The following is a 25,826-nucleotide window of genomic DNA, read 5'->3' on the forward strand; positions in this document are numbered from 1 at the left end:
CGCGGCACTCGAGGCGCTGTTGTGCCTCAAGGCCCGCACCGGGCTGACCCTCTCGGATCTACTGGCCGACGCGATCGTGGACGAAGCTGATGCGCTCGACCCCGACGACAACCACCTCGTGAGCGAGCTGATCGCGGCGGGCGACGCGCTGACCGATCTGGCCAGCTACGCCGAGCGACTGTCAGACGCGTTGTGGGATGCCGCCAGCGCCTATGTGCGAGTGCGAGCGGCGGTCCGAGAGACGCGGCCCGCGCTGGGGCGCGAGGCGTTGAGGCTCCTCGGGCTCATCGGTGCGGCCGTCGCCCTCGAGAGTGAAGGTGATGTCGTCATCGCCGACCCAAATGCATCGGATGTTGACTTGCTCGACGCGATCTTGGCGGCGCTCGGAGAAGACGTCGACGCCCACGTTCTCGTCGTGGGTGACTCGGCTCGCCATCGGGCAGCCCGTCGGCTGCACTGGGTGCGAGGCCGGAGAGTCGTCGGCGTCGCCCTCGACGGGGTACTGCCGCTCGTCGTCACACGGATCCCCGGCTCGCGACAGTCCCTCGACCCTTCAGTCCTGCTGACCGAGGCCGACGACATCCAACTTGATCTTCACGAGCAGCAGCGAGCGCTCATCGTCGGACCTGCCGCGGTGTTGTGCGACGGTCTGAGCCGACGAGACCTCGACCAGCAGAGGGACCACTTTGTCCGGCTGGGTCGACTGCGCTGCGCCCTGAGGCTCCCCGGCGGCCTGCTCGACGACGGTTCCCGGATGGCCCTGGGGCTCTGGGTCCTGGGCGGCGAGCCCGCCTCCGTGCGCGTTGAGTCCAGACGGTTGGCCACAGCAGATCTGAGCAACGAGGCGCTGACTCCCGACGCGATCGACGACATCGTGACGGACGTTGTGGCCTCGTTGACCGACTCGGCGAGAGATACCCACGCCTTCCGGTACGCACGGCTGCACGCCACCGCAGCACTCCTGGCCGGGAGCGGACCCATCGTCGTGCCGGGTACGGGGCCCGCGCCGATCAAGATCACCCCTCCTGCAGAGAGCGTCGTCTCCGTCCGACGGATCTTGAGTGAGCTGCAGGATGCTTCTTTGAGATCGGCGCTGCTCGACGATCTCGAAGTTGGCCCCGGGACCGATGCATCCCCGACCTCGCAGGTCTCGATCGACGCGGCCATCCGGGACGGTCTGCTCCGCGTTCTCCCGGGCTCGCGCATCGAGCCCGCCCCCTCGGCGTCGACCGGCGTACGCGTCGTCGAACCCGACCACGTGCGCGACACCGCTCAACCACCACGCCTGGTCGACCCTCTCGATCTCGAGGAGCTGGCCCCGCGTGCCCGGCGCACCGAGGCTGACGACGTGGTCTTCTGCGTCTCACCCCGACCTGCAGCGATCGTCGACAAGGACGGTTTGTCCGTCGTGGCCAGCCCTGCTCGTGTCCTGCGGTGTGCGCCCGGCAGTGGGCTGGTGCCGGAGGCTGTGGCCCAAGCCATCAACGCACTCCCACCTCGCTCGCCGAGATGGCGGGCCTGGCGCATGCCCAGAGTGCCGGTCACCCAGGCAGACACGCTCGCAGCGGTCTTGCGGGAGGTCGCAGTTGAGGAAGCGAGGACCAGGGACCGAGGGGACAGGCTCGCCCTGCTCGCACACGAACTTGCCCGTGGAGTCTCCACGGGTGCACTCACCATCACTGACCACTCCGAGGAAGAACCCTGACATGCCGCCCAGGACGAAGAAAGAACCGTCGGCTCCGTCGACGATGAAGGAGCTCAAGGACACCCTGTGGAAGGCCGCCGACAAGCTGCGCGGCTCCATGGACGCCTCACAGTACAAGGACGTGATCCTCGGGCTGATCTTCCTCAAGTACGTCTCCGACGCGTACGAGGAGCGGCGTGAGGCGATCCGGGCGGAGCTGGCCGAGCAGGGCATGGACGACGACCAGATCGACATGTTGATCGACGACCCCGAGGAGTACCTCGGCTACGGCGTCTTCGTCGTGCCTCCCCGGGCACGGTGGTCCTACCTCGCGCAGAACGCGAAGGGCCTACCCGCCGTGGGGAGTGAGCCGCCGAAGAACATCGGACAGCTCGTCGACGAGGCGATGGACTACATCATGGGCACCAACCCGCCCCTGGCCGGTACTTTGCCGCGGATCTTCAACCGGGACAACGTCGACCAGCGCCGCTTGGGTGAGCTCTTGGATCTCTTCAACAGCGCCCGCTTCTCGAGGCAGGGCGAAGGGAGGGCCCGTGACCTCCTCGGCGAGGTCTACGAGTACTTCCTCGAGAAGTTCGCGCGCGCCGAGGGTAAGCGAGGTGGCGAGTTCTACACGCCCGCCAGCGTGGTCAAGGTCCTCGTCGAGGTGCTCGAGCCGGCGTCGGGCCGCGTCTACGACCCGTGCTGTGGGTCGGGCGGCATGTTTGTCCAGACGGAGAAGTTCATCCACGACCACGAGGGTGACCCGAAGGACGTGTCCATCTACGGCCAGGAAAACAACGAGCGCACCTGGCGGATGGCGAAGATGAACCTTGCAATCCACGGCATCGGCAACAAGGGGCTGGCCAACCGGTGGGGCGACACCTTCGTGCGGGACTACCACGCGGAGCTGTCCATGGACTACGTCCTGGCCAATCCGCCGTTCAACATCAAGGACTGGCATCGCGCCGAGGAAGACCCTCGTTGGGTTTACGGCGTGCCGCCGAAGAACAACGCGAACTACGCGTGGATCCAGCACATCCTGTCCAAGCTCGCGCCCGGTGGTCAGGCTGGCGTGGTCATGGCCAACGGGTCGATGTCGAGCAACAGCAGCGGCGAGGGGGAGATCCGTGCCCGCATCGTCGAGGCGGACATGGTCTCCTGCATGGTCGCCCTGCCAACCCAGCTCTTCCGATCCACCGGGATCCCGGTGTGTCTGTGGTTCTTTGCCAAGGACAAGAGCGCCGGAGCGAAGGGGGCAACGGACCGCACCGGCGAGGTGCTCTTCATCGACGCCCGGGAGTTCGGGTACATGGTCGACCGTGCGGAGCGTGCGCTCGCGGCAGAGGACATCGCGAAGATTGCGGACACGTTCCACGCCTGGCGAGGATCGCCGTCGGCGGTGTCGAAGGGGGTCGAGTACGAGGACGTCCCCGGGTTCTGCGCGACGAAGACGTTGGCGGAGATCAAGGCCTCGGAGTATGCGCTCACGCCTGGGCGGTACGTCGGGACGCCGGAGGCCGAAAACGACGACGAGCCGCTCGAGGGGAAGATCGAGCGACTGACGACGGAACTGTTTGCGCAGTTCGACGAGACGGCGCGGCTGGAGCAGGTTGTGCGTGAGCAGTTGGGGAGGGTTCGATGAGATTGTTGAGCCTCGGCGAGTCCTTGGACGCCTTGATTGACCATCGTGGCAAGACGCCAAAGAAGCTCGGGTCGGAGTTCACGGACAGTGGGATACCCGTGGCATCTGCGATGCTCGTAACCAACGGCGTTCTAGACCTTTCAGGGGCGCGGCACGTCTCTACTGAGACCTACAGGAAGTGGATGCCTGTTCCGTTGAAGCGCGGCGACGTGTTGCTGACAAGTGAGGCACCTTTGGGCCGCGTGGCGCGGCTCCGCACGGATGCACCCCTTGTTTTGGGTCAACGTCTATACGGGCTTCGGGGTCGCGAAGGGGTCTTGGACACGCACTTCCTCTACTACGCGTTGCAGTCCGAGCAAGTTCAAGCCGATCTGCAGGGGCGATCTACGGGATCCACTGTTTTTGGCATTCGGCAGTCTGCGCTCAGGAAGGTGGCGATCCCAGCGCCCAGTTTCCCTGAGCAGCGGGCTATCGCGGAGGTGCTGGGGGCGCTCGACGAGAAGATCGCCGTCAACGCTCGCCTTTCAGCATGTGCGGAGGAGCTGGTCATAGCACTTGCAGGTCAAGGGAAAGCACAGTGCAAGTTGGCGGACGTCGCCACTCGCACCACACGAACCGTGAAGCCCGAGGCGCTAAGCGAGGCCGAGGTTGACCACTTCAGCTTGCCTGCCTACGACGAGTCCCGAACTCCAGAAGCCACACTGGCGCCTTTGATCAAGAGCGCCAAGTTCGCGATCGAATCGCCTTGTGTCCTGCTGTCCAAGCTCAATCCGAGGATTCCTCGTGTCTGGGACGTGGTTGAGCTGAGTGGACGACCGAGCCTGGCCTCGACAGAGTTCATCGTCCTGCAGCCCGAGCTGGTGTGCTCGTCGGTGCTGTGGGCCGTTCTGTCACAGCAGAACTTCATGGTGGAGCTCAAAAGCATGGTTGCTGGGACGTCCGGCAGCCACCAAAGGGTTCGGCCAGACGACGTGATGACCCTGGAGATCACCGACCCCCGGTCTCTTTCAAAGGCGACACAAGAAGCCATCACGGCGCTGGGACGAACCGTCGTTCATGCTCGCTTGGAAAACGAGAAGTTGGCTCGGACGCGTGATGCGTTGCTTCCGCTGCTGATGTCGGGCAAGGTCACCGTCAAGGACGCTGAGGCGATGGTTGGAGAGGTCGTGTAATGGTCGATCTGGGGGACTTCACCGAGGAAGCGTGGGAGCAGCTGACGCTCGAGGCGCTGGCCGAGCATGAGTGGCCGACCAACCCCGGGGCGTCGATCGCCCCGGGCTCAGGGGAGCGGGCGACATGGGATGACCTGATCATCCCCTCGCGTCTGCTCGGGGCCATGGCCCGGCTCAACCCGACGGTGCCGACGGATTATCTGCAGCAGGCCATGGCGGACATCGTCGCTCCGAAGTCGCAGGATGCGATCACCGAAAACTTCCGTTTCCACCGGTACCTCGTCGACGGCTACCGCGGCGTGAATTTCGTCGACGCCGACGGGCGCGAGCACAACCCGACGATCCGTCTGGTCGGAGCGAGCGTGGAGGAGAATGACTACCTCGCCGTCAACCAGGTGACGGTCCGGGTGGGAGAGGTCGAGCGTCGTTTCGACATTGTGCTCTACCTCAACGGACTCCCCGTCGCGATCATCGAGTTGAAGCAAGCAGGTGCCGCCAACCTCGACCTCACCGCCGCGCATGCCCAGCTGACGACGTATGTCCGCGAACTCCCGATGGTCTTCCGCTCGGTCGTGATGACGGTCGCCAGCGACGGGCTCGAGGCGAAGTACGGCACGCCTTTCACGCCGCTCAACCACTTCTCGCCGTGGAACGTCGACGACGACGGCAAGCCCATCACCATTGGCGTCCAGCACGAGGACAGCCACTACGGCTCGGGAATCGAGCATCTCGTCGACGGGGTCTTCAACCCCCTACGCTTCCTCCAGCTCATACGCGACTTCACCGCCTTCGACTCCGACCCTGATGCTGGGCTCCTCAAGCGCATCGCCAAGCCGCACCAGTACTTCGCGGTGACCAAGGCTGTGGGGACCACGGTCCAGGCGGTGAAGACCAACGGCAAGGCCGGGGTCGTCTGGCACACCCAGGGCTCCGGCAAGTCGATGGAGATGGAGCTTTATGCCAACAAGGTGATGAACCACCCGGACCTGCTGAACCCGACGATCGTCGTCGTTACCGACAGGACCGAGCTCGACGGCCAGCTTTACGAGACCTTCCAGCGCAGCCAGCTGCTTCCCGAGGCTCCCGTCCGGGTGACGCGACGAGCGCAGCTTCGCACCGCGCTGACCGAGCGTGTCACCGGGGGTATCTACTTCACGACCTTGCAGAAGTTCGGGCTGAGCAAGGCTGAGCGCGACGCCGGCGCCGACCACCCCATGCTCACTGACCGGTCGAACGTCATCGTCATCGTGGACGAGGCCCATCGCAGCCATTACGACGATCTTGATGGGTATGCGCGCCACCTCAAGGACGCACTGCCCAACGCGACACTCATCGCCTTCACGGGTACGCCGATCTCCTTCGCCGATCGGAATACGAGGGAGGTCTTCGGCGACTACATCGACATCTACGACCTCTCTCGCGCAGTCGACGACGGAGCGACGGTCCCCGTCTACTTCGAGCCGCGCCTGATCAAGGTCGGGCTTGCAGAGGGCGTGAGCGAAGGCGATCTCGACAGTGCCGCCGACGAGGCCGCCATCGGACTCGATCTCGCCGAGCGGGAGCGGATCGAGAAGTCGGTCGCCGTGATCAATGCCGTGTATGGCGCGCCCGCGCGGTTGAAGACTCTGGCTGCCGACATCGTCGACCACTGGGAAAATCGACGGTCCCAGATGACCAAGGTGATCGGCGCCAACGGTAAGGCGATGATCGTTGGCGCTACGCGCGAGATCTGCGCCAACCTCTACGGCGAGATCATCGCCCTTCGCCCTGATTGGCACTCCGATGACCTGCACGCCGGACGGATCAAGGTCGTCTACTCGGGCAACGCCACCGATCAGCCTCCGATCTCGGACCACGTGCGCCGCGACTCGGACAACAAGGTCATCAAGCAGCGTCTGCGCGATGTCGACGACGAGCTGGAGATCGTCATCGTCAAGGACATGATGCTGACCGGCTACGACTCGCCGCCTCTGCACACGTTGTACCTGGACCGACCGCTCAAGGGGGCGCTGCTCATGCAGACGCTGGCCCGGGTCAACCGCACCTACCGCTGCAAGCAGGACGGTCTGCTCGTCGCCTACGCACCTTTGGCGGAGAACCTCAACAAGGCTCTGGCCGAGTACAGCGCCACCGATCAGGCTGGCAAGCCGATGGGGCGCAACATCGACGAGGCGATCGTTCTAACCGAGACCCTCGTGGCTCAGATTGCCGAGGTCTGCGCCGGCTTCAACTGGAAGACCATGCTCGGGCGCGGGCAGACGGCGTGGATCAAGGCTGCCGTGGGGATGACGGAGTACCTGAGGTCCCCGTCGACGCCGGGGAACGCGGACCTGGCCGACGGGGAGGAAAGTCTCACGACACGCTTCCGCAAGCTGAGCGCCCAGCTGTCGCGCGCGTGGGCGATCGCCTCTGGCTCCGAGACTCTCGACAGTCTGCGACCGGATGTGCGCTTCTACGAAGAAGTGCGCGTGTACATGGGCAAGTTCGACGCCATCGAGAGGCAGTCGCGGGGCGAGCCCGTGCCCGCCGAGATCCAGAGGTTGCTCAGCAGGCTGGTGGCGGAGTCGACGGAGAGCGGTGAGATCGTCGACATCTACGAGGCCGCGGGTCTGCCGAAGCCGAGTCTTGCCGACCTCGGACCGGAGTTCGCTGACAAGGCAACGGCGGCGACCAACCCGCACTTGGCGATCGAGGCGCTTCGTGCGCTCCTGGTCGAAGAATCCGGCCAAGTGTCCCGGCACAATCTGGTGCGGCAGCGTGCTTTTTCCGAGCGGATCACCGAGCTGATGAACAAGTACACGAACCAGCAGCTCACCTCGGCTGAGGTGATCGCCGAGCTGATCGAAATGGCCAAGGACATCGCGACGGAGGCCAAGCGAGGGCAGGAGTTCGACCCGGAGCTGAGCGAGGACCAGTTGGCCTTCTACGACGCCGTCGCTCAGAACGAGTCGGCTGTCGACCTCATGGGGGACGAGGTCCTCGCTCAGATCGCGCGCGAGCTCACCGCTGTGATGCAGCGCGACATCAAGACCGACTGGACGTCACGCGATGACGTGCGGGCGAAGCTCCGGTCCTCGGTCAAGCGGCTCTTGGTGAAGTACAAGTACCCGCCGGACAAGCAGCCTGAGGCGATCCGGTTGGTGATCGAGCAGATGGAAGCGATGGCGCCGCGGTTTGCCAAGTGAAATTGAGTTGCAATTGTCTTGACCTGCACGGCAGCAGGGGGCTTCGGCTGCTTGGCGAATATATCGAATCACCCTAGAAGGTTTACTCCCGAGTCGCAAAATTGTTCATCCTGCGAAGCGTCCCGAAATAGGCACGACAGCCAGTATCCATTTCCCCGCGCATAGGCCACAGACTCCGCCTGCGCCCCCAAGAGGGCTGCGACACCCTCAGGGCCCCTGCAGCTTCTCACATCCTTAAGGTGCAGGGCTCGGTCATTCATTTCCTTTTGAGATCTAATTGAGAAGCGGCGCGCTAGGTTCAAAGACTCGAAGTGGCCCTTGAGTGCGAGCCAGGCGGTCTCGTTGACGAGGGTGCTCGGCCTCGAGATGCTGTAGTCAAATGTGTTTAGGCCAGACCGTTGACGTATGCACACTTTCAGGTATGGCTCGATTGGGAATCCGTCAAAATGTAGATGGAGTCTCGGTCGTCCCCTAAAGCGCGAGCGGGTGCGCTCCTTCTCGCGATTGCAGGTTTCGCACACGGGTGCAAGATTTAGTCGCAGCACGGCGAATTCAGGGTGAGTCGTTCGCTCTAAGATGTGATCGATCGATGAGGCGTCTTGCAAGCTGCAGTATGGACATTGGCCGTCTTGGGCGCCTGCGAGAATCTCCATGCGAATGTTGTCGCACGGTTTTCCCTTGTCCAGCCTCGAGAAATTCGAGTGAAGTAGTTCCTCTACGTGCTCCGAGAAGGACTCCCTGAGCATTTCATTCACTCGTGGTGCGTGGGCTTTGTAGAGTTCGTAGCTGGTGGCTACTAGCGGCCTGACAGAACTTAGAGATTCTCGACTTTGGAGGCTTCGGCTCCCGCAAACGTCGTCGAAATCACTTAAGTCGTCGCTGAGGGGTGACGGGATGTTGTGCAATGGGCCTCGCTTAGTCGATTTCGTTCTGAAGAAGAATGCCCAGAGCCTGAGACGACAGGCCTTCTGGGAAGACCTCGTTAATCCGTTCAGTACCGTGGGTTTTGGCAAGTGCAGCCAAGGTGCCCTCATGGTCGGAATCGGCGTTGTCGAGATTGAAGACAGTGCGAGTCAAGACTCCGATGCTCTCGCCGAAGGTTTCCATTGGTGGGATCTCGATGATCGTGGCGGTCCCACTTCTTCGAATGACTTGCACGTGCCTCTTGGCGATTTCCTGAAGGACAACGGGTGAATGCGTGGCAACGACAGCGAAAGAGTTGGTCTCCTCTAGTGCGACCGCTATCCCGGTCATAAGTGCCGCAAGCAATGGAGGGTGCAAGTGTGTTTCAGGCTCGTCGAGAAGAACGAGTGACCTGTTCTCGAGTTGCGTGACCAGTTGAACCACAATGTTCAAGCTAATTTTGTGCCCCGTGCTAAGAGAGTCAAAACCCGGTCGCCAAGTGTCGGGTTCATCTTGGAAGTTCATCTCACCAGCTGACAAGCGGAAGGACGGTTCGCGTAGGAGTGGCTCCAATGCACGGCGGAGCATCTGCCACCGGCTGCTGCTCTTTAGTCTCGTTACGGCAGCCTCAATCTCATCGGCGATCACGTTTTGCCCCTTTAGCTTGTGCTGAGAGGGGACGTTCAAGTCTCTTAGGCCGCAGTATACGTAGGCTCTCTTCGCCGCGTCGGATGTTGGTGTATCGAACATGTCGAAGGCGCTATATGAGACCGCTACGACTCGTCCGAAAGCGAGGTTTCGCGGGCGGAGCTCACCGTGTGAAAGTGAGTTGCGTCTATGGTGTTCGTCCCCCCAGGCGACATGGGCGAGATTGGCGAGGAGCCGCGTCTTTCCGGCGCCGTTGTAACCAATTACTGCATTGATTCGAGATGGAATATCCGTAGAGTCGCCGAAGATGAAGGTGGATTCAAATTGTTCGCCGCCAGTTGAAGTCCTAAACGAGAAGCGTAATTCGGTGGCGAGAATTTTTCCTATGATTAGGTCCGTGCCGTCCTCGAGGGCGCGCTGTGCGCCATTCTCGCGCATGAGAGAGGTTCTGTAGCAGTCTTCTTGTGAGAAGTCCGTTATTCGATCCGGGTTTGCTGCCAGGTCCTGCATTCGTCTCAAGTAGGCATGGGCGTCATCCTGCGGGAGCAATTCCAGAATGTTCTCGTAGTAGGAGAGGGCTTGACCGATCGAGCAATATGACTCATCTAGCTTCATAGACCCCCTAGGCAGTTTCGTCGGAGTGGCGCTCTTCTCTTGTCCCTTCTGCATCACCTTGACCACCCCAAGGAATACCTCGCTGTCCGTTGCGGAGTGGTATGTCGCTTGATATGTCGTCTTGTAGCCGAAGTCATCCCAGCGGTCGGCTCGCAGAAGCACTGCTGGATAGCGAATTCCGCCTGGAGTGCCCCTACGCTTGCTGGTGGCGTAGATGTCCATCTGGTCAGGCTAGCGAGGCGTGGGCGTTCCCGCCCTGCGTTTCGCTTCGGTGTTGCGGTGGCGCGAGGCTGCTGTTGCCGAGCAGCAGTGACCCACATGGCATGGCTTGGCGTTGGCATTGGCGGAGGAGTTCGAGCCGACCGTCCCGATGCCTCCGGGCGTGCCACCCGCGCCAGCGGTTGGTCGATTCGCGGGGGGTGTCCCTATGGGTTTCGTCAAGCGGCTGAGGCTGGGCGGGGTTGGTAGGGAGTGCCGTCGCGGAGCATGGCGTGGATGACGTCGCAGCGGCGTCGTGCGAGGCAGATCAGGGCGGCGTTGTGCTTCTTGCCTTGGGCTAGCTTGCGGTCGTAGTAGGCGCGTGAGGTCGGGTCTGACAGCGCGGCGAAGGCGGACAGGAACATCGCGCGTTTGAGGTTCTTGTTGCCACCTCGTGAGGGGTGTTCGCCGCGGATGGAGGATCCCGAGCGTCGGGTGACTGGGGCCAGTCCGGCGTAGGCGGCCAGGTGCCCGGGTGTGGGGAAGGTGGTCCCGTCGCCGACTTCGAGCAGGATCCGTGCTCCGGTCCTGACCCCGATGCCGGGCATCGAGGTCAGGACCGCGGCAAGAGGGTGTGCATCGACATCTCCTCGACCTGGGCCCGGCCTGCTCGCGTTGAGCCAGTAGCGAGGTCAGCTGGTCGGTCAGTTGGGGCGGGACCAGTTCGGCGGCCCGGGTGCCGGGGAACGGTCACGCTCTGCTCGTCCAGGGCAGCCATGACGGTTTCGACGATGGCGTGGTGGCTGCGTGGAGCCCTTGGCCTGACGACGTTGGCGATGCGTTGAACCGCCCCGGGTTCAGTGGAGGCTGAGTTCTCCCGCCGAGGGGTTCTCGGCAAGGTCGTGCGGGTGAGCGTAGTGCAGGGTCTCGTATTCGGCTGGGCGTCAGCCGTAGTACCAGACAGTGCCCTGGTAGACGTACCCGCCGTGGTTGTTGGTCTTGCGCTTCCCGCACCGCTCCTGGTGGTGGTACTGCCGCGAGGACTGCAGGTCCTTGACCACGTAGCGGAGTTGCTGCTGGCACGACGAGAGGGTCGAGGTCGTGACGGTGTGCGAGGTCAGCGCGTGCGCGGGGCCGGCAGCCACGACACCTCCCGCGAGCAGGGCCGCGGTGGACAGAGCGGTGGCCAGTCGCGTCCTGGACTTCATGAGCATTCTTTCAGCAGCACCCGGTCGAGCCGAGCAACCGTCGAGCGTCTGTGCAAGGGCCTGCCCTCGCGTCGGAGACTCCACCCCATCAGCGACTCGCCGGGCTGGCCATGGGGAGGGTCCCCACCGGTCCCTGAGACGGCTCGTTCCTCGCCCCCTCAGGGGCCGGTGGGCCAGGGCGTGGGAGGTTGGGGCGATGGACGTCCTGCCGATGTTTCCCCTCGGGACGGTGCTGCTGCCCGGGCAGCCCCTGCCGCTGCAGGTCTTCGAGCCGCGCTACCTGACGATGCTGCGCGACGTCGCGGCCGGCGACGGGCGCTTCGGGGTGGTGCTCATCGAGCGGGGCTTCGAGGTCGGTGGGGGAGACCAGCGCTTTGCCATCGGGTGCCTCGCGAGCATCGAGCAGGTCCGGCCAATGGGTGGAGGCCGGGTCGGGCTCATCGCTCGCGGCCAGGAGCGCATCGAGGTCACCAGGTGGTTGCCCGACGACCCCTACCCGCGGGCCGAGGTCACCCGACTGCCGGACCTGACGTGGGCCGATGGCGACGCTCCGCGCCTCGCCGAGACCGAGCGCACCGTCCGACGCGCGCTGACGGTGATGAGCGAGTACCGATCGCCGGCGCTGCCCGCCGACATCGAGCTGGCCGACGACCCGGTCGCGCGCAGCTGGCAGCTGGCGTGGGTCGCCCAGCTCGGTGCCCTCGACCAGCTCGCGCTGCTGCGGTCGTCATCCCTCGGCGAGCTGCTCGAGACCACCACTCGCCTCACGAGCGAAGCCCTCGAGCTACTGCCGCTCCAGTCACCCGACGAGCCGGACTGACCATGGCGAGGGGTCCCCACTGGCCCTTCGAGACGGCTCGTTCCTCGCCTCCTCAGGGACCGGTGGGGAAGGGCGAGGCCGACTCAGTCAGCGTCGACGAAAAGGGGCCGCGACGCCTCACCCGAGGCCAGCACCTCACCCATCGTGCGGTACTCACCCCGCGCGAGCACCTCGTCGAGCTTCGCCTGGTCGACGAGGTGCGCCGACTGCAGCTCACCACCGGCGAACTGCAGCAGCGACCCGACCGGCAGCGCCAGGTACGGGCCGAAGGTGCGGTCGCACGCCTGCAGCTCGCCCGCGTCGATGTTGCGCAGCGCGCGCTCCTCGTCGGTCTGGGCCGACGCTGTGACGATCGACCACCCGGACCGCCGCGTGCCGTCGGTGAGGGTGTCCGTGCCGGGATCGAGCTCGTAGCGCTCCATGATGAAGGCGCTGGGCTCACCCAGGACGATCGCGTCGAGCGCGGCCGACTGGATCGCGATGGTCTCGGTGGCCCTGACCGGCGCCGCGTCGACACCCGCCTTGCGAGCCGTCTGCACCTGCTCGACCTGCCCGAGCAGGGCACCGGTGAGGTCGTCGGTCGTCCGCTCCCGATAGGCCTCGGGAGAGGAGAAGTCCGGCGTCGTGACGAGGAGGACACCCCCTTCGTCCGTGGCCTCGAGCGTGTAGGGCGCATATGACATCTGCAGGCGGGCGCCCGGCTCCAGCGGACCGGCCGCGCCGGCGGCGAAGGCCATGAGGACGCTGCCGGCGAGCGGCGCGAGCTGCGGGTGGGTCCGCGCGCGCAGGGTCACGCCGTCGACGACCTCTTCGATCGTCTCGGTGGTCGGTGCCGCCGCCTGACCACGCTCGCCGATGGGAGCACCCGCGCCGCGACCGTCGGCGTCGAGCAGCTGCCGGTCCGCATCGGTGACGGTGCCGTCTGTGGCCCGCGTGGCCCAGGCACCGAGGAAGCGGCCGTCGGCGACCCGCGTCACCGTCCCCGTCGGCAGCGCGAGCAGCGGCACGAGGTAGGCGGCCGACTGCACGAGCAGCCCGGCGAGGACCTCGACCTCCTTGTTGCGCAGGAAGGACTTCTCGGCCGTGCGCACCAGCCAGCCGGAGTCGTCCTCCGACGTCGACGGGCGCCGCACGAGGACGAGCTCGTCGGTCCGGCCCCTTTCGACGACCGTCAGTGCCGCCTTGGTGAAGGTCACGCCCATCGCCATGTCAATTGGCGCGCCATCGACGTCCGCGCGGCTGAGCACGTCCGCCTGGGCGGCCTCGATCCACAGCGCGAGCGTCAGGTCGTCGGTCGTGGCGTCGACGAAGTCTTCCGCCGCGTAGTCCGGCGCCGTGATCGCGAACTGCGTCTCCCGGTCCTGCCGCAGCTGCCAGAAGCCGAAGCCCACCATCGTCCGCAGCGCGTCCTCCGTGTTGCCCGCCTCGTGGTGGCGGCGGTAGCGGTCGACGACCGGCCGGGCGAAGGGAGCCACCTCACCCGCGCAGCGCAGCGTCGCCACGGTGCCACCACCGAGGTCGACGGCAGGCTGCGGCTCGGGCTGGGTCGACGGGAGGGGGAGCGGGAAGGTCGTCATGGGCGACAGCCTTGCGGCCCCGGCGACCCGCGTACAGGGGGAGCGCTCCCCGCATGTTGGCTGAGGTGCGACGAAGGAGCCTCGAAGCCATTCGACCCCCGAGCGTTGTCGGTGGCCGCACCTGGTGTTGACCTCGTCGGTGGAGGACGAAGGGGAGTGGCGATGAGTGATCTGACGAAGAACACGAGCAGCGGCCTCGGTGCGGGCCAGCTGGCCGAGCTGACCCTGCGGGGTCTAGAGCAGTGGCGGAGCGCGCCCGGCAAGAGTCACTGCGCACCGGTGGCTCCGGCCCCGGGTGGCCGGGGTCGGAGATCCTGCCCGACGATGCGGTGACCGGCTGGACCGGGGCCCGCACCCCGAGTGGTGACTCGACGAGCTGCTCTAGGGCGTCAGCCGCGACCTCGTCCCTTGTTGCGCAGCGGCAGGGTGAAGCGGTCGAGGTCCTGCCCGATCGTCACCTTGCCGCGGTAGCCCTTCTGCGCATCGCGGCGGCATTGGTTCTTGTCGACCTTGGCCGCGCCGAGCCCGGCCCCCCTTCACGCCGATCGCCTCGTGCACGAGCAGGTCCGTGCGCTCGGCCATTTCGATGAGGCCCTGGTGATGTGGGGGCAGGACGTGGCTGTCGGAGGGCGACGCGCTGCACCTGATCTGAACCATGATTCACATATAGTGGACCCATGATCAACGTCGTCGCCCGCATCTCCGCCAAGCCCGAGTCCACCGACGCCGTCGAGGCCGCCGTCGCCGCGGCCCGCGGCACATTCCTCGCCGACGAGGGGTGTCTGCGCTACGACCTCCAGCGCGTCGCCAAGAGCGAGGGTGACTACATCCTCCTCGAGGCCTACGACTCCACGGAGGCGCTGAAGCGGCACGGCGAGATGGACGCCTTCGCTGACTTCAGCCAGGCCGTCGCGCCGCACCTGCTCGCTCAGCCCGAGGTCATCGTGCTCTCGCCCGTCGGTGACCAGGTCGATCTCGCGGTCTGAGGTCAGCCGCGCCTGGCCCGTTCGGCGAAGACGTCGAGCGCCGACGTCACCTGCGGAGCCGCCCACCCGACGTCGACGCTGCAGGCCCACCGCCTTGGTGACGACGCCAGCGTCACGCCGGCGCGCGATGACGGCGTCTGCGGCCGGCTGTGACAGACCCAACTCGCGCTGAACCATCGCCGATGTGATCGCTGGCTGCCGAAAGAGCAGCGCCGGCCAGATCGCCACCGTCCGGCGGGCCCAGATCGCCGACACCCAGCCCTCTGGATCTCGATGAGGTCGCCGTCCCGGTGTGTCATGTACCAGCAGGCGCAGGAGGGCGGCGACTTCGAGTACCTGCCGGGGCTGCGCTCCGGCGACGACGAGAAGCATCCGAGCGTCCAACGAGTGCTGCAGGGAGACCGGACCAGCCTGCAGGTCCTGCCCAGTGCTGCCGGCACCCTGGCCTTCTTCCGCGGCGAGTGGGCCCTGCACCGGGTGACCCCGATCAGGGGTACGAGGCCACGGATCAACTCTGTCCTCACCTGCAGTGAGCGTCCCGACATGGTGCTCAACGATCTGACCTCCGAGTTGTTCTACGGCCGCACGTCGACCTGAGCGTCACGCCCCCCAGCCCACGAGCAGGACCAGCGCCAGCGAGGTGCCTGCGGCGATGATCGTCGAGATCGTCGCGAGGGTGAGCACTTGCAGCGGCAGCGGCCACAGGTCACGAGCGCGGATGCCCATGCCCAAGCCGTACATGCCGGCCGCGAGCAGCAGCGTGGTCGTGACGTCGGTGACCGACAGGACCCCCTGCGGCAGCAGGCCGCTCGTGCGGACGGCGACGGCGACGACGAAGGCGACGATGAACCACGGGACCAGGGGAGCGGTCGCTCCCTTCGCCCCGGGGGTGGTGCGGGCGAGCACGGCCGACAGCGGTGCGAGCAGGGCGACCCGACCGAGCTTGACGGTCATCGCCAGCGCCACGGCGGAGGTGCCGATGAGCGAGCCCGCCGCGGCCACCTGCGCGACCTCGTGGATGCTCGCGCCGGCCCAGATCGCCGCTTGGCCATCGCTCAGACCGATGACTCCGGCGAGCCAGGGCACGGCGACGATCATCGCCGAGCCATAGATCGTCACCATGGCGACGGCCAGGGCGACGTGCTGCTGCCTGGCTCGGACGGTGTCCTCGATGGCGGCGATGGCCGCGGCGCCGCAGATGGAGAAGCCGGTGGCGACGAGCGTCACCAGTCCGCACTCGAGGCCGAGTCGCCGACCGACGTACTGCGTGCCGGTGAAGGTCGCGAGCACCGTGGCCGCGATGACGACGAGCCCGCTCGGCCCGATCGAGACGATGTCGGCGAAGGGGAGGCGCAGCCCGAGCGCGGCCACGCCCAGCCGAAGGAGGAACTTCGTGGCGGCGTCGTGACCGGCGATGGCCGGGACGCTGCCCAGGCGGCTGTTGACCACGACCACCCCGATGACCAGGGCGATGAGCAGCGGGCCGAGCAGCGGGACCGCCGTGCTCAGGGCCAACGCCGTTGCGGCAGCGGCCAACGGTGCGACGAGCGTCGCTGCCGACCGTCGCTCCCTGAGGAGCTTGCGCAGCAAGCGTCTCGAAGCGGGCCGTGCGGTCATCGTCTGCATGACCACTACGGTGCCGGGCGTCGAGGCCGCCCAGTAGACCCCGGTAACACCCCAGGTCATAGTCTTGGACTATGGCTGACCTGCCCGACCTCGACATCGAGACGCTGCGGCTCGTCGTCGCGGTGGACGACGCCGGCAGCCTGAGCGCGGCCGCTCGGGCGCGCGGGCTGAGCCAGCCTTCGGCGAGCGCCCGGGTGCGGGCCTTCGAGGCGCGCTGGCAGCTGACCCTCCTCGAGCGCAGTCCTCGGGGCTCGCGTCTGACGACGGACGGGCGCGCGGTCGTCGCCTGGGCACGGCAGGTGTTGCGCGAGGCCGACACGATGCGCTCGGGTCTGGCCTCGCTGCGCGGGGCCAGGCGGGGCGAGGTGAGCGTCGCCGCGAGCCTGACGATCGCCGAGCACATCCTGCCGCGCTGGCTCGGCGAGCTGCGCGAGCGGCTCGAGGTCCACCCGCAGCTGCACGTCGTCAACAGCGACCGGGTGGCCGACATGGTCCGCAGCCGGCTCGTCGACATCGGCTTCGTCGAGACGACGACGACGACCCCGGGTCTCGAGCACCGCGTCGTCGGCACCGACCGGCTCGTCGTCGTGGTGCCACCCGGTCACGCGTGGGCGCGCCGGCGCTCCCCGCTGACCGCACCCACACTCGGAGCGGCCGAGTGGGTGCTGCGCGAGGAGGGCAGCGGGACACGCAGCACCTTCGAGCGGGCGCTCGGGCAGCGTCCGACGGTGGCGCTGCAGGCGGGCTCGACCGCCGCGCTGCTCGGCGCGGTCCGCGCCGGCCTCGGGCCGGCCGTCGTGTCGGAGCGAGCGGTCGCTGCCGAGGTGGACACCGGGGGACTGGTCGTCGTGCCGACCACCCTCGACCTCGAGCGCCCACTGACGGCGTTGTGGCGCAAGGGTGCTCGAATGAGCACCGCGACGGCGACCCTGCTCGCCGTTGCCACGGACTCGGCAGGCTGAGCCCCCCTTCGTCCCCGGCGACGGGGGGCGGCACCGTGGCGAAGGCCGCGCACCCCGCCCACGGTGGCCGGACCAGGACAGCACTGCGGTGGGCTGCCCGGATCGCCGGCGGGCTCGTGGCCTTCCTCGTGTTCCTCCACCTCGCGCAGGGAGTCGTCGGCACCCCTCAGATCGCTGGCGCAGGACGACGCCCGCGAGATGGTCACCCGCCTCGAGACTGCGAGCTGCAGCACGTCGACGAGGCGGCCATGCCGTAGCGGTCGACGACCTGCGAGACTCGCGCGATGACGACCCCGCCCGACCTCGAGACCCTCATGTCATCGATCCGGCAGGGCCGGGTCCGCGTCGGCCCACGCACGCGCGCGATCGCGCTGCTCCTGCACGGCGGTCGTGCCGACGCGACCCAGCCCCGGCGCCATCGCGACATCTCCTACCTGCGGATGCTCCCCTTCGTGCCCGCGGTGACCCGAGCCGCCCGCGGCCGGGTCGCCCCCGTACTCGTGCACAACAGCGACGGGGGATGGGTCGCCCCCTCCGGCAGCGGCCTGCTCCAGACCCGCGAGATCGTCCGCCGCCTCCACGAGGAACACGGTCGCCCCGTCGTCCTGCTCGGCCACTCCAGCGGTGGCTGGGCGGCGCTGCGCTGCGGCGGGCAGGAGGCGGTGATCGGCAGCGTCGCTCTCGCACCCTGGGTGGGTGAGGACGAGACCTACGAGCACCTGCACGATCGGGTCGTGCGGGTGATCCACGGCGAGGCCGACGCCGTGTGCAGCCCCCAACGCTCCCGGGAGCTCGTCGAGCGGCTGCGCGCCGAGGGCGCCGACGCGACCTGGGACGGTGTACCCGGTGGCGGCCACGCGCTGATGGACCGCCCGTGGAGGTGGCACCGGCTTGCTGCCGACGCCGTGCTCGACGTCGTCGAGCGACGCACCTGAGCGCCACGACATGACGAAGGGGGCGGACCGGCCGGTCCGCCCCCTTCGCCGTCGTCGACTACCGGTCGAGGTCGACGTCGCGCGTCTCCTTGGTGAGGATCTCGGTCACGACCTGGGCACGATGCGGGCGATCGCGTCGGAGGACCGGGCGGATCACTTCGTGCCGTCCTACGTCGACCCGCTGACCCAGCAGGACCTCGTCGTCACCGACGACAGCATCGGTCAGGCGCGGGACTACTGGCTGGCCGGCACGGGGCTGGAGGGGTGGCAGCAGGTCCAGGACGTGCCGGTGCAGTTCCGGGTCCTCCAGTCCGACGGGTCCTTCTCCCCGGCGCGCCGCACGACCTGGGGCTACGTCTTCGCGCGCAACGGCGACGACGAGCGATGGCGCCTCGTCGACCAGGGCGTCGGCTGAGTCGCGACACCTTTCGCCGGCGACGGTCCTCATGGCAGACTCCACCTAGACAACAAATTGACCATTGGAGTCGTCGACCATGCCTCACTCGTACCCGCACCTGCTCGCGCCGATCACCGTCGGCCGGACCACCCTGCGCAACCGCGTCCTCATGGGCTCGATGCACGTCGGCCTCGAGGAGCAGCCCGACGGCTTCGAGCGGATGGCCGCCTTCTACGCCGAGCGGGCGAAGGGGGGAGCCGGCCTCATCGTCACCGGCGGCATCGCCCCCAACGACGAGGGCGCCCCGCTGCCCGGAGGCAAGACGCTGACGAGCGAGGACGACGTCGCCGACCACCGGCTCATCACCGACGCGGTCCACGCGCAGGGTGGCAAGATCGCGATGCAGATCCTGCACACCGGCCGCTACGCCTACCACCCGGGCATGGTCGCGCCGTCGCCGATCCAGGCGCCGATCAGCCGTTTCGTCCCACGGGAGATGACCGAGGGCGACATCCAGCGGACCATCGACGACTACGCCCGGTGCGCGCGCCTGGCCCAGCAGGCCGGCTACGACGGCGTCGAGATCATGGGCTCCGAGGGATACCTCATCAACCAGTTCATCGTCACGCGCACCAACCAGCGCACAGACGACTGGGGCGGGTCCTACACCAACCGCATGCGCTTCCCGATCGAGATCATCCGCCGGGTGCGCGCCGCCGTCGGCGACGACTTCGTCCTCGTCTACCGCCTGTCGATGCTCGACCTCGTGCCCGACGGCTCGACCCACGACGAGGTCGTCGAGCTGGCCCGCGAGGTCGAGGCCGCCGGCGCCGACATCATCAACACCGGCATCGGGTGGCACGAGGCCCGCGTCCCGACGATCGCCACCCAGGTCCCGCGCGCCGCATGGGCCGGCGTGACGAAGCGGCTCATGGGCGCCGTCACCGTCCCGCTCGTCGCGACCAACCGGATCAACACCCCCGAGGTCGCCGAGCAGCTCCTCGCCGACGGCTACGCCGACATGATCTCCATGGCCCGGCCCTTCCTCGCCGACCCGGAGCTGGTCAACAAGGCCGCCGCCGGTGCCCCCGAGACGATCAACACCTGCATCGGCTGCAACCAGGCCTGCCTCGACCACACCTTCGCCGGCAAGATCACCTCCTGCCTCGTCAACCCACGCGCCTGTCACGAGACCGAGCTGGTCATCGGCCCGACCCGGCTGGCCAAGCGGATCGCCGTCGTCGGTGCCGGCCCGGCGGGTCTGGCCTTCGCGACGACCGCCGCCGAGCGCGGCCACCACGTCACGCTCTTCGACGCGGCCGACGACATCGGCGGCCAGCTCGACGTCGCGCGGCGCGTCCCGGGCAAGGAGGAGTTTGACGAGACCCTGCGCTACTTCCGGCACAAGCTCGCCGACACCGGCGTCGACGTCAAGCTCGGCGCCCGTGTCGAGGCCGACGACCTCGAGGGCTTCGACGAGGTCGCCATCGCCACCGGTGTCACGCCCCGCGTGCCCGAGCTGCCGGGTGTCGACCACGACAAGGTCGTCGGCTACCTCGACGTGCTGCGCGGCGGCGCGCAGGTGGGGGAGCGCGTCGCGATCCTCGGCGCGGGCGGCATCGGCTTCGACGTCGCCGCCTTCGTCACCGACCCCGGCGACGACGCGAGCCTCGACATCGCGGCCTTCCAGCAGACCTGGGGCATCGACGAGGCCGAGACCACGCCGGGTGGGCTGACCTCCCCTTCGCACCGGTCGGCACCGCGCGAGGTGACCCTCCTGCAGCGCAAGACCTCCAAGGTCGGTGCCGGCCTCGGGATGACGACGGGCTGGATCCACCGCACCGAGCTCAAGGCCCGCGGGGTGACCATGGTCCCGGGCGTCACCTACGAGCGCATCGACGACGACGGTCTGCACGTGACCGTCGACGGCGCGCCGCAGGTGCTCGACGTCGACACGATCGTCCTGTGCACCGGCCAGGAGCCCAACCGCACCCTCCACGACGAGCTCCAGGCGAAGGGGGTCACCGTCCACCTCATCGGTGGTGCCGACGTCGCCGCCGAGCTCGACGCCAAGCGAGCGATCGACCAGGGCACCCGCGTCGCCGCCGCGGTCTGATCGCATGACCACGCCACCGCGGCGCTACGTCGCCATCGGCGACAGCCTGTCCGAGGGCATCGGCGACGAGCCGTGGCCCGATGGCACACCGCGTGGCTGGACCGACCGGCTCGCCGAGCTGCTCGCCGCCCACCACGGTGAGGTCGACTACGCCAACCTCGCCGTGCGTGGGCTGCGCGCCCACGAGGTCCTCGCGACGCAGGTCGAGGCGGCGCTGGCGATGGAGCCCGACGTCGTCACGCTCACCGCGGGGATGAACGACCTGCTGCGCCCGCGCTTCGAGGCCGACGCGATCCGGGCGACGCTCGCCGCGATCGTCGCGCCCTTCACGGCGAAGGGGGCTCGCCTCGTCGTCGTGCCCATCCCCGACATCAGGTCGGTCTCGCCGGCCGGCCGGCTGCTCGCGAGGCGGCGGGTGGTGCTCAACGAGATCTACACGTGGCTGTCCACAGAGCACGGCATGGAGCCGCCTGCGGTGACGACGGGGACGATCTTCGAGGACCGGCGGGCCTGGGCCGACGACCGGCTGCACCTGTCGCCGCTCGGGCACGGGCGTCTGGCGATGGCCGCGGCGGACGCTCTCGGGGTCGCCGGGGTAGGCGCGTGGGCCGTGGTGCCACATGGTGATCCGCCGCGGGCCTCCCTGCGCTCCGAGGGAGCGTGGGCGCGACGCCATCTCGGCCCCTGGGTCGCACGTGGGCTCACCGGACGCTCGTCCGGTGACGGGGTCGTGGCCAAGCGGCCCGAGCTCACTGACTGGCGGCAGCCGCCTGCTTGATCGCCTCGAAGCGCTCGGCCATCCGGGCGGCCAGGGCCTGCGAGGCCTTGAGCGGGCGGGTCATCACCATGAACTCGGTGACCTTGCCCTCCTCGTCCAGGGTGAGGAAGTCGCAGCCGGTGATGTCGAGCCCGTCGACCTTCGCCTCGAAGACATAGGCCTCCTCCGACCCGTCGCGCAACTGGCGCACGTAGCGGAAGTCCTCGAAGACCTCCACGACCTCGCGCAGGATCGCGCTCGTGATCGCCTTGCCGGGGTAGGGGGTGTAGGCGACGGGGCTGCGGAAGACGACGTCCTCCGCGAGCAGCGCGTCGACCGCGTCGAGGTCCTTGGCTTCCACCGCTTCTCGGAACATGGAGCCAACCTACTCAACAAAGTGAGTAAGAGGAACCCCTCGGTCCCTGAGGGGGAGGCCGCCCGCGGCCGACCGTCCCGAAGGGACGCCTACGATCGCCCCATGGCCCTCCAGGACGCGATCCTCACCGCACTCGCCCATGACGAGTCGTCGGGCTATGACCTGGCCAAGGCCTTCGACGTGTCGGTCGCCAACTACTGGACCGCGAGCCCGCAGCAGCTCTACCGCGAGCTGGACAAGATGGAGGACGCGGGGCTGGTCACCGCGCGCACGGTCGCCCAGTCCAAGCGGCCGGACAAGCGGGTCTTCCGCCTCACCGCCGCCGGTCGCAAGGCGCTGCGGGCGCACACGCTGCGCTCGCCCAAGCCGCTGGCGGTGCGCGACGAGATGCTCGTCCAGGTGGCCGCGCTCGAGTCCGGGGACCCCGAGGCGATCCGCGAGCACGTCGTCGAGCGGATGGAGGCCTTCGAGGCGAAGCTCGCGATCTACCGCCTCGTGCAGGAGCGCACCCTCGCCGGCCGCACCGAGGAGGACTTCCTCGCCTCGGGCGAGCCGGTCGGGCAGTACCTCACCCTGCTGCGGGGGATCAGCTTCGAGGAGGAAAACCTGCGCTGGGGCCGCCGGGTGCTCGCCGTCCTCGACGCTCGCTCGACCGCCGACTGACCCCCTGCGCATTTCCCTAGGGGAATGCGCACGCCTCCCGTATTTCCCTAGGGAAATGCGCACCCCGGCCGTATTTGCCTAGGGAAGTGCGCACCCCTGCCGTATTTGCCTAGGGAAATGCGCACCCGGCCGTATTTGCCTAGGGAAATGCGCAGGCCCGGGCATGACGAAGGGGGCCGCCCCGGTCTCCCGGCGCGGCCCCCTTCGGTCGGGTGTCGTCAGCCCTGCGACTTCTCCTGCACGGCCTGGGCCGCGCGCTGCGCGGCCTGGTTGACCGCACCGCTCACCGGACGCTGCGCGCTGCGGGGAGCGGAGGCCTCGGACTGCAGCTGCGGCAGCAGCTGGGCCATGAGCAGCGTCGACAGCGCGGAGCTGTCGCCGGCGCCGGCGTCGGTGTGGACGATGACCGGGCGCGGGGCGTCGTCGGCCAGGGTGGCGCCGACGTCGAGGCGGCGGCGGGCCAGCTCGTAGCCGAGGACCGCACGGTTGTCGCGGTAGGCCGTGGCCAGCTGCTCCTGCGCCTTGGCCTCACCCTGGGCCGCGACGAGGTTGGTCCGCGCGCGGGTCTCGATCTCGTAGCGGATCTTCTGTGCCTCGGTTTCGCGCTCCTCGAGCATCTGCGCGACGTCCTTGCGGGCCTTGTTGAGCGAGGCCTGGACCTCGACGACCTTGGCGTCACGCACCTTCTTGGAGCGCTCGATCTCGAGCAGGAGGGTGTCGATGCGGCGCTTGCGCGTCAGCTCCCACTCCTTTTCGTACGCCACGAGCTCCTTGGCCACCCGCTCACGCGTGGCGAGGTGCTCGCGGTACTGGTCGGGCAGCTGCACATCAGGGATGTTGCAGCCCATGATCTGCACGCCATAGCGGGTCAGCTGACGGTTGAGCAGGTCCTGCATGTCCTTGACGTCGCTGCCGCGCAGGTCGTAGGCCTGCTCGGTGCGCACCTGCCGGCTGCGCTGCCTGATCGCGTCCTGGACCGAGTTGCTCAGCACGAGGTCGAAGTTGCCCGCACCGATCGTCTGGACGAAACGGATCGCGTCGACGATGCGAAATCGCAGGAAGAACTCGATCGACTTCAGCGGCACGTTTTCGTGCGTCGGCGAGCTGAGCACCGGTGCGGTGTACGGGATCTCGGTCGTCACGTCGACGACGTAGGCGACCCGCGCCCACGGGTGCCACAGGTAGTGGCGACCGGGGGAGAGGCCGGGCCCGGAGATGGCACCGAACTTCGTCAGCACCCCGACCGTGCCCTCCTCGATCTCGACGATCGAGGAGCGCCACCACCACAGTGCCGACAGGAGGAAGGCGAGGATCGCGACGAAGATCGCGAGCCCGCCGAGTGCGCCGTGGCCGGTCGCCGCGAGGAAGATCCCGCTCAGCAGGGCCCACGCGCCGAACCAGATGAGCGAGGTCCAGCGCATGCCGCGCTTGTCCTTGGGGATGACGACCGGCACGACCGAGCCGGAGTCACCGCCGCGCAGGTAGCGAGCGACGTCGCCCCACCCGGAGACGACCTCCTTGATCGAGCTCATGCCCTGGCCACGCACTGCGCGGACCGCCTGCTCCATCATCTGGTCACTCATTGCGCTCACCCTCGCTCATGTCGTTGATGGTGACCTGCGGCGCGGGGGTCACCCGCGGCGCCGGCGGTGCCGGCGGGGTCGGCTCGTCGACCGCCGGCGGGACCGGCGGGTTGGTGCCCGGCGGCGGAGGCGGCGGTTCCTCCCCTTCGCCCGGCAGGTCGATCTCCTCGGTGACCGACTGACGGATCTCGTCGAGACGCTGCTCGCCGGCCGCGTCGGTCTCCGTCTCGGTGACCGGCAGGATCTCGACCTCGGTCTCCTCCGGAGCCTGGAGCAGCTCGGCGATCTCGGACTCGCGCTCGGCGACCCGCTCGGCGATGTCGGCCTGACGGGCCCGGATGGCCTCCATGTCGTCGGCGCTGAAGAGCTGGCTGCTCTGACCGCCGACGAGCTGACGGGCGATCTGCAGGTAGTCGACGCCCTCGGACTCGCCACCCACGCGCACGATCTGGGGGAGCGACCCGGAGACGCCCTCCATCTTGTCGAGCATGTCCTGCTGGTAGCGGTAGTCGAGGATCTCCGGGGCGAGCGCCGCGCTCAGCGCACGGATGTCGAGGGCCTGCGCCTCGAGGAGCGCCGCGTTGGCGTGGGCCTCGGACTCGGACTCGACGAAGCGCTGGCGTGCCACGGCATTGGCGCGGTTGGTCTCCCGCTCGAGGGCGGTGTCCATCTGCGCCTGGTAGCGGGCGATGTCGGCCTGGATCGCCGAGAGGTTTTCGTTGAGCGAGGCGAGGTCCTTGTTGAGGTCACCCTCGTTCTGCTCCTTCTTCAGCCCCAGCTCGTAGTCGTAGGTGTAGGCCTCCTTGGCCACCCGGATCATCTCCGGCGCCGCGAGGTCCATCCGGTACTCCTGCGCGGAGGGCTCTGCGTGGGTGATGTTGGCCGTCGTCAGCTCGACCGCGGGAGCAAACTGCGCGTTGAGCTGGTCGAGCAGCCGCGCCGTGCTCTCGCCGACGAGGTCGTAGATGCCCGAGGCCTCCTGCTCGTAGATCAGCGAGCGGGTCGTCTCCGAGATCGCGTTGTTGAGCTTGTCCTGGAAGCCCTGCACAGCACCGAGGACGAAGACGAACTCGCGCGCGCTGACGATGCGGAACTGGAGGAAGAGGTCGACCGATGCCTGCACGCCGGACTTCGTCGGGGCCGAGCGGATCGGCGCGTTGAAGGGGTACTCGCGCGTCGTGTTGACGATGTAGGAGACCCGCTTCCACGGGTTCCACAGGGTGACCCGACCGGGACCGACCTCGGCCTCGACCTTGCCGAAGCGAGAGATCAGGGCCGTGCAGCCCTCCGGCACCATGACCATGCCCTGGCGCCACCAGAGGAAGGCCGCGGCGACCGCCACGAGCAGCCAGTAGTGCGGGCCGAAGACCGCCAGGCTGATGCCGAAGGGCAGCAGCACGACCCCGCCGGCGACGCCGATGAGCACGAGCAGGATGGCCGGCGCCATGGCCTGCAGACGGCGCCCCTTGGGCATGACCATCGGCGTGATGACGTGGACCGGGCCGGCCTGGCCCATCTCGTAGCGGCTGCGGCTGAGCGCCTCGGCCGCGTCGTCGAGGGCGACGTGGTCGGCATTGATCCGGGTGCCGGCGGACCCCCCTTCGCCCCGTGCCGCGGGGAAGTCCCGCGCGTTGAGGTCGAAGCCGGCGCTCTGCTGCACCTGCCCGAGCGCCTGGTCGACCGCCTGCCCCACGCCGGCCGCGTCCGCGACCTGCCTGGCCCTGTCCATGAACTGCTGCGCTGGGTTGCTCACCCGTGCCCCTTTGCTCG

At 67.7% G+C, this 25,826-nt stretch carries 21 protein-coding genes and 1 pseudogene; 14 read left to right on the plus strand and 8 right to left on the minus strand.

Translation table 11 applies throughout. From position 1 onward, the window contains the following. Positions 1 to 19 precede the first annotated feature (19 nt). The 4 genes from AB4Y78_RS01850 to AB4Y78_RS01865 are packed head-to-tail and all read left to right on the plus strand — an operon-like array spanning position 20 to position 7,686. Entirely contained in the window at positions 20 to 1,705 is a 1,686-nt protein-coding gene (locus AB4Y78_RS01850) for a hypothetical protein (protein WP_441714298.1), read from the plus strand. A 1-nt stretch (position 1,706) separates the two neighbouring features. Next, positions 1,707 to 3,329 (plus strand): N-6 DNA methylase, encoded by a 1,623-nt coding sequence (locus AB4Y78_RS01855; protein ID WP_441714300.1) that lies wholly within the window; start codon positions 1,707 to 1,709, stop codon positions 3,327 to 3,329. Continuing rightward, positions 3,326 to 4,501: a restriction endonuclease subunit S gene (locus tag AB4Y78_RS01860; protein ID WP_441714301.1), complete on the plus strand. Its 1,176-nt coding sequence runs from the start codon at positions 3,326 to 3,328 to the stop codon at positions 4,499 to 4,501. The genes AB4Y78_RS01855 and AB4Y78_RS01860 overlap by 4 nt, the downstream gene beginning before the upstream one ends. Next, complete coding sequence (locus AB4Y78_RS01865; RefSeq protein ID WP_441714303.1) at positions 4,501 to 7,686, plus strand: type I restriction endonuclease subunit R; 3,186 nt, start codon at positions 4,501 to 4,503, stop codon at positions 7,684 to 7,686. The genes AB4Y78_RS01860 and AB4Y78_RS01865 overlap by 1 nt, the downstream gene beginning before the upstream one ends. A gap of 915 nt (positions 7,687 to 8,601) precedes the next feature. Here AB4Y78_RS01865 and AB4Y78_RS01870 read toward each other — a convergent pair. The 3 genes and pseudogenes from AB4Y78_RS01870 to AB4Y78_RS01880 form a co-directional block, all read right to left on the minus strand. Continuing rightward, positions 8,602 to 10,074 (minus strand): AAA family ATPase, encoded by a 1,473-nt coding sequence (locus tag AB4Y78_RS01870; protein WP_441714305.1) that lies wholly within the window; start codon positions 10,072 to 10,074, stop codon positions 8,602 to 8,604. A gap of 215 nt (positions 10,075 to 10,289) precedes the next feature. Further along, positions 10,290 to 10,685: pseudogene (locus tag AB4Y78_RS01875) on the minus strand (transposase); the annotation flags it as partial. 309 nt (positions 10,686 to 10,994) lie between these two features. Then, entirely contained in the window at positions 10,995 to 11,258 is a 264-nt protein-coding gene (locus AB4Y78_RS01880) for a hypothetical protein (protein WP_441714307.1), read from the minus strand. Positions 11,259 to 11,454: 196 nt separating this feature from the next. On the opposite strand from AB4Y78_RS01880, the gene AB4Y78_RS01885 reads away from it, so the two are divergent. Then, positions 11,455 to 12,078 carry an LON peptidase substrate-binding domain-containing protein gene (locus AB4Y78_RS01885; protein ID WP_441714309.1) on the plus strand — a complete coding sequence of 208 codons (624 nt, stop codon included), beginning with the start codon at positions 11,455 to 11,457 and terminating at the stop codon, positions 12,076 to 12,078. Positions 12,079 to 12,161: 83 nt separating this feature from the next. Here AB4Y78_RS01885 and AB4Y78_RS01890 read toward each other — a convergent pair whose 3' ends face one another. Continuing rightward, positions 12,162 to 13,655: a hypothetical protein gene (locus tag AB4Y78_RS01890; protein WP_441714311.1), complete on the minus strand. Its 1,494-nt coding sequence runs from the start codon at positions 13,653 to 13,655 to the stop codon at positions 12,162 to 12,164. A gap of 677 nt (positions 13,656 to 14,332) precedes the next feature. On the opposite strand from AB4Y78_RS01890, the gene AB4Y78_RS01895 reads away from it, so the two are divergent. Further along, complete coding sequence (locus tag AB4Y78_RS01895; protein WP_007929027.1) at positions 14,333 to 14,641, plus strand: putative quinol monooxygenase; 309 nt, start codon at positions 14,333 to 14,335, stop codon at positions 14,639 to 14,641. 297 nt (positions 14,642 to 14,938) lie between these two features. Then, on the plus strand, positions 14,939 to 15,238 hold the full coding sequence (locus AB4Y78_RS01900) for a hypothetical protein (RefSeq protein ID WP_441714314.1): 300 nt from the start codon (positions 14,939 to 14,941) through the stop codon (positions 15,236 to 15,238). Positions 15,239 to 15,241: 3 nt separating this feature from the next. Here the strand turns inward: AB4Y78_RS01900 and AB4Y78_RS01905 are convergent, their stop codons facing one another. Continuing rightward, entirely contained in the window at positions 15,242 to 16,267 is a 1,026-nt protein-coding gene (locus tag AB4Y78_RS01905; RefSeq protein ID WP_441714316.1) for a YeiH family protein, read from the minus strand. 71 nt (positions 16,268 to 16,338) lie between these two features. On the opposite strand from AB4Y78_RS01905, the gene AB4Y78_RS01910 reads away from it, so the two are divergent. The 6 genes from AB4Y78_RS01910 to AB4Y78_RS01935 all read left to right on the plus strand — a co-directional run bounded on the left by AB4Y78_RS01910 (position 16,339) and on the right by AB4Y78_RS01935 (position 21,455). Next, positions 16,339 to 17,229: a LysR family transcriptional regulator gene (locus AB4Y78_RS01910; protein ID WP_441714318.1), complete on the plus strand. Its 891-nt coding sequence runs from the start codon at positions 16,339 to 16,341 to the stop codon at positions 17,227 to 17,229. Positions 17,230 to 17,264: 35 nt separating this feature from the next. Then, a complete protein-coding gene (locus tag AB4Y78_RS01915) occupies positions 17,265 to 17,486 on the plus strand; it encodes a hypothetical protein (RefSeq protein WP_441714320.1) in 222 nt (73 codons plus the stop codon). A gap of 27 nt (positions 17,487 to 17,513) precedes the next feature. Further along, positions 17,514 to 18,164 carry an alpha/beta hydrolase gene (locus tag AB4Y78_RS01920; protein ID WP_441714322.1) on the plus strand — a complete coding sequence of 217 codons (651 nt, stop codon included), beginning with the start codon at positions 17,514 to 17,516 and terminating at the stop codon, positions 18,162 to 18,164. A 10-nt stretch (positions 18,165 to 18,174) separates the two neighbouring features. Next, a complete protein-coding gene (locus tag AB4Y78_RS01925) occupies positions 18,175 to 18,579 on the plus strand; it encodes a hypothetical protein (protein WP_441714324.1) in 405 nt (134 codons plus the stop codon). 79 nt (positions 18,580 to 18,658) lie between these two features. Next, complete coding sequence (locus AB4Y78_RS01930; RefSeq protein ID WP_441714326.1) at positions 18,659 to 20,677, plus strand: oxidoreductase; 2,019 nt, start codon at positions 18,659 to 18,661, stop codon at positions 20,675 to 20,677. 4 nt (positions 20,678 to 20,681) lie between these two features. Then, positions 20,682 to 21,455 carry an SGNH/GDSL hydrolase family protein gene (locus tag AB4Y78_RS01935; RefSeq protein ID WP_441714328.1) on the plus strand — a complete coding sequence of 258 codons (774 nt, stop codon included), beginning with the start codon at positions 20,682 to 20,684 and terminating at the stop codon, positions 21,453 to 21,455. Here the strand turns inward: AB4Y78_RS01935 and AB4Y78_RS01940 are convergent. After that, the gene (locus AB4Y78_RS01940) at positions 21,427 to 21,810 is read right to left on the minus strand and encodes a nuclear transport factor 2 family protein (protein ID WP_259921065.1); all 384 of its coding nucleotides are present in this window, start codon (positions 21,808 to 21,810) and stop codon (positions 21,427 to 21,429) included. The genes AB4Y78_RS01935 and AB4Y78_RS01940 overlap by 29 nt on opposite strands. Before the next feature lie 102 nt (positions 21,811 to 21,912). Here AB4Y78_RS01940 and AB4Y78_RS01945 point away from each other — a divergent pair, with 102 nt between their 5' ends. Further along, entirely contained in the window at positions 21,913 to 22,473 is a 561-nt protein-coding gene (locus tag AB4Y78_RS01945) for a PadR family transcriptional regulator (protein WP_259921067.1), read from the plus strand. Positions 22,474 to 22,691: 218 nt separating this feature from the next. Here AB4Y78_RS01945 and AB4Y78_RS01950 read toward each other — a convergent pair whose 3' ends face one another. Beyond that, positions 22,692 to 24,056: an SPFH domain-containing protein gene (locus AB4Y78_RS01950; protein WP_259921068.1), complete on the minus strand. Its 1,365-nt coding sequence runs from the start codon at positions 24,054 to 24,056 to the stop codon at positions 22,692 to 22,694. After that, complete coding sequence (locus tag AB4Y78_RS01955) at positions 24,049 to 25,809, minus strand: SPFH domain-containing protein (protein WP_441714331.1); 1,761 nt, start codon at positions 25,807 to 25,809, stop codon at positions 24,049 to 24,051. The genes AB4Y78_RS01950 and AB4Y78_RS01955 overlap by 8 nt, the downstream gene beginning before the upstream one ends. Between the last annotated feature and the right edge of the window lie 17 nt (positions 25,810 to 25,826).

The organism is Janibacter sp. RAF52 (genome assembly GCF_052114035.1).
Classification (GTDB): Bacteria; Actinomycetota; Actinomycetes; order Actinomycetales; family Dermatophilaceae; genus Janibacter; species Janibacter hoylei.

Excerpts from the sequence above, each read along its gene's own strand:
- AB4Y78_RS01855 (WP_441714300.1), top strand. The coding sequence starts at position 1,707 with ATGCCGCCCAGGACGAAGAAAGAACCGTCGGCTCCGTCGACGATGAAG.
- AB4Y78_RS01860 (WP_441714301.1), top strand. The coding sequence starts at position 3,326 with ATGAGATTGTTGAGCCTCGGCGAGTCCTTGGACGCCTTGATTGACCAT.
- AB4Y78_RS01865 (WP_441714303.1), top strand. The coding sequence starts at position 4,501 with ATGGTCGATCTGGGGGACTTCACCGAGGAAGCGTGGGAGCAGCTGACG.
- AB4Y78_RS01870 (WP_441714305.1), bottom strand. The coding sequence starts at position 10,074 with ATGGACATCTACGCCACCAGCAAGCGTAGGGGCACTCCAGGCGGAATT.
- AB4Y78_RS01880 (WP_441714307.1), bottom strand. The coding sequence starts at position 11,258 with ATGAAGTCCAGGACGCGACTGGCCACCGCTCTGTCCACCGCGGCCCTG.
- AB4Y78_RS01885 (WP_441714309.1), top strand. The coding sequence starts at position 11,455 with ATGGACGTCCTGCCGATGTTTCCCCTCGGGACGGTGCTGCTGCCCGGG.
- AB4Y78_RS01890 (WP_441714311.1), bottom strand. The coding sequence starts at position 13,655 with ATGACGACCTTCCCGCTCCCCCTCCCGTCGACCCAGCCCGAGCCGCAG.
- AB4Y78_RS01895 (WP_007929027.1), top strand. The coding sequence starts at position 14,333 with ATGATCAACGTCGTCGCCCGCATCTCCGCCAAGCCCGAGTCCACCGAC.
- AB4Y78_RS01900 (WP_441714314.1), top strand. The coding sequence starts at position 14,939 with ATGTACCAGCAGGCGCAGGAGGGCGGCGACTTCGAGTACCTGCCGGGG.
- AB4Y78_RS01905 (WP_441714316.1), bottom strand. The coding sequence starts at position 16,267 with ATGCAGACGATGACCGCACGGCCCGCTTCGAGACGCTTGCTGCGCAAG.
- AB4Y78_RS01910 (WP_441714318.1), top strand. The coding sequence starts at position 16,339 with ATGGCTGACCTGCCCGACCTCGACATCGAGACGCTGCGGCTCGTCGTC.
- AB4Y78_RS01920 (WP_441714322.1), top strand. The coding sequence starts at position 17,514 with ATGACGACCCCGCCCGACCTCGAGACCCTCATGTCATCGATCCGGCAG.
- AB4Y78_RS01925 (WP_441714324.1), top strand. The coding sequence starts at position 18,175 with ATGACGAAGGGGGCGGACCGGCCGGTCCGCCCCCTTCGCCGTCGTCGA.
- AB4Y78_RS01930 (WP_441714326.1), top strand. The coding sequence starts at position 18,659 with ATGCCTCACTCGTACCCGCACCTGCTCGCGCCGATCACCGTCGGCCGG.
- AB4Y78_RS01935 (WP_441714328.1), top strand. The coding sequence starts at position 20,682 with ATGACCACGCCACCGCGGCGCTACGTCGCCATCGGCGACAGCCTGTCC.
- AB4Y78_RS01940 (WP_259921065.1), bottom strand. The coding sequence starts at position 21,810 with ATGTTCCGAGAAGCGGTGGAAGCCAAGGACCTCGACGCGGTCGACGCG.
- AB4Y78_RS01945 (WP_259921067.1), top strand. The coding sequence starts at position 21,913 with ATGGCCCTCCAGGACGCGATCCTCACCGCACTCGCCCATGACGAGTCG.
- AB4Y78_RS01950 (WP_259921068.1), bottom strand. The coding sequence starts at position 24,056 with ATGAGTGACCAGATGATGGAGCAGGCGGTCCGCGCAGTGCGTGGCCAG.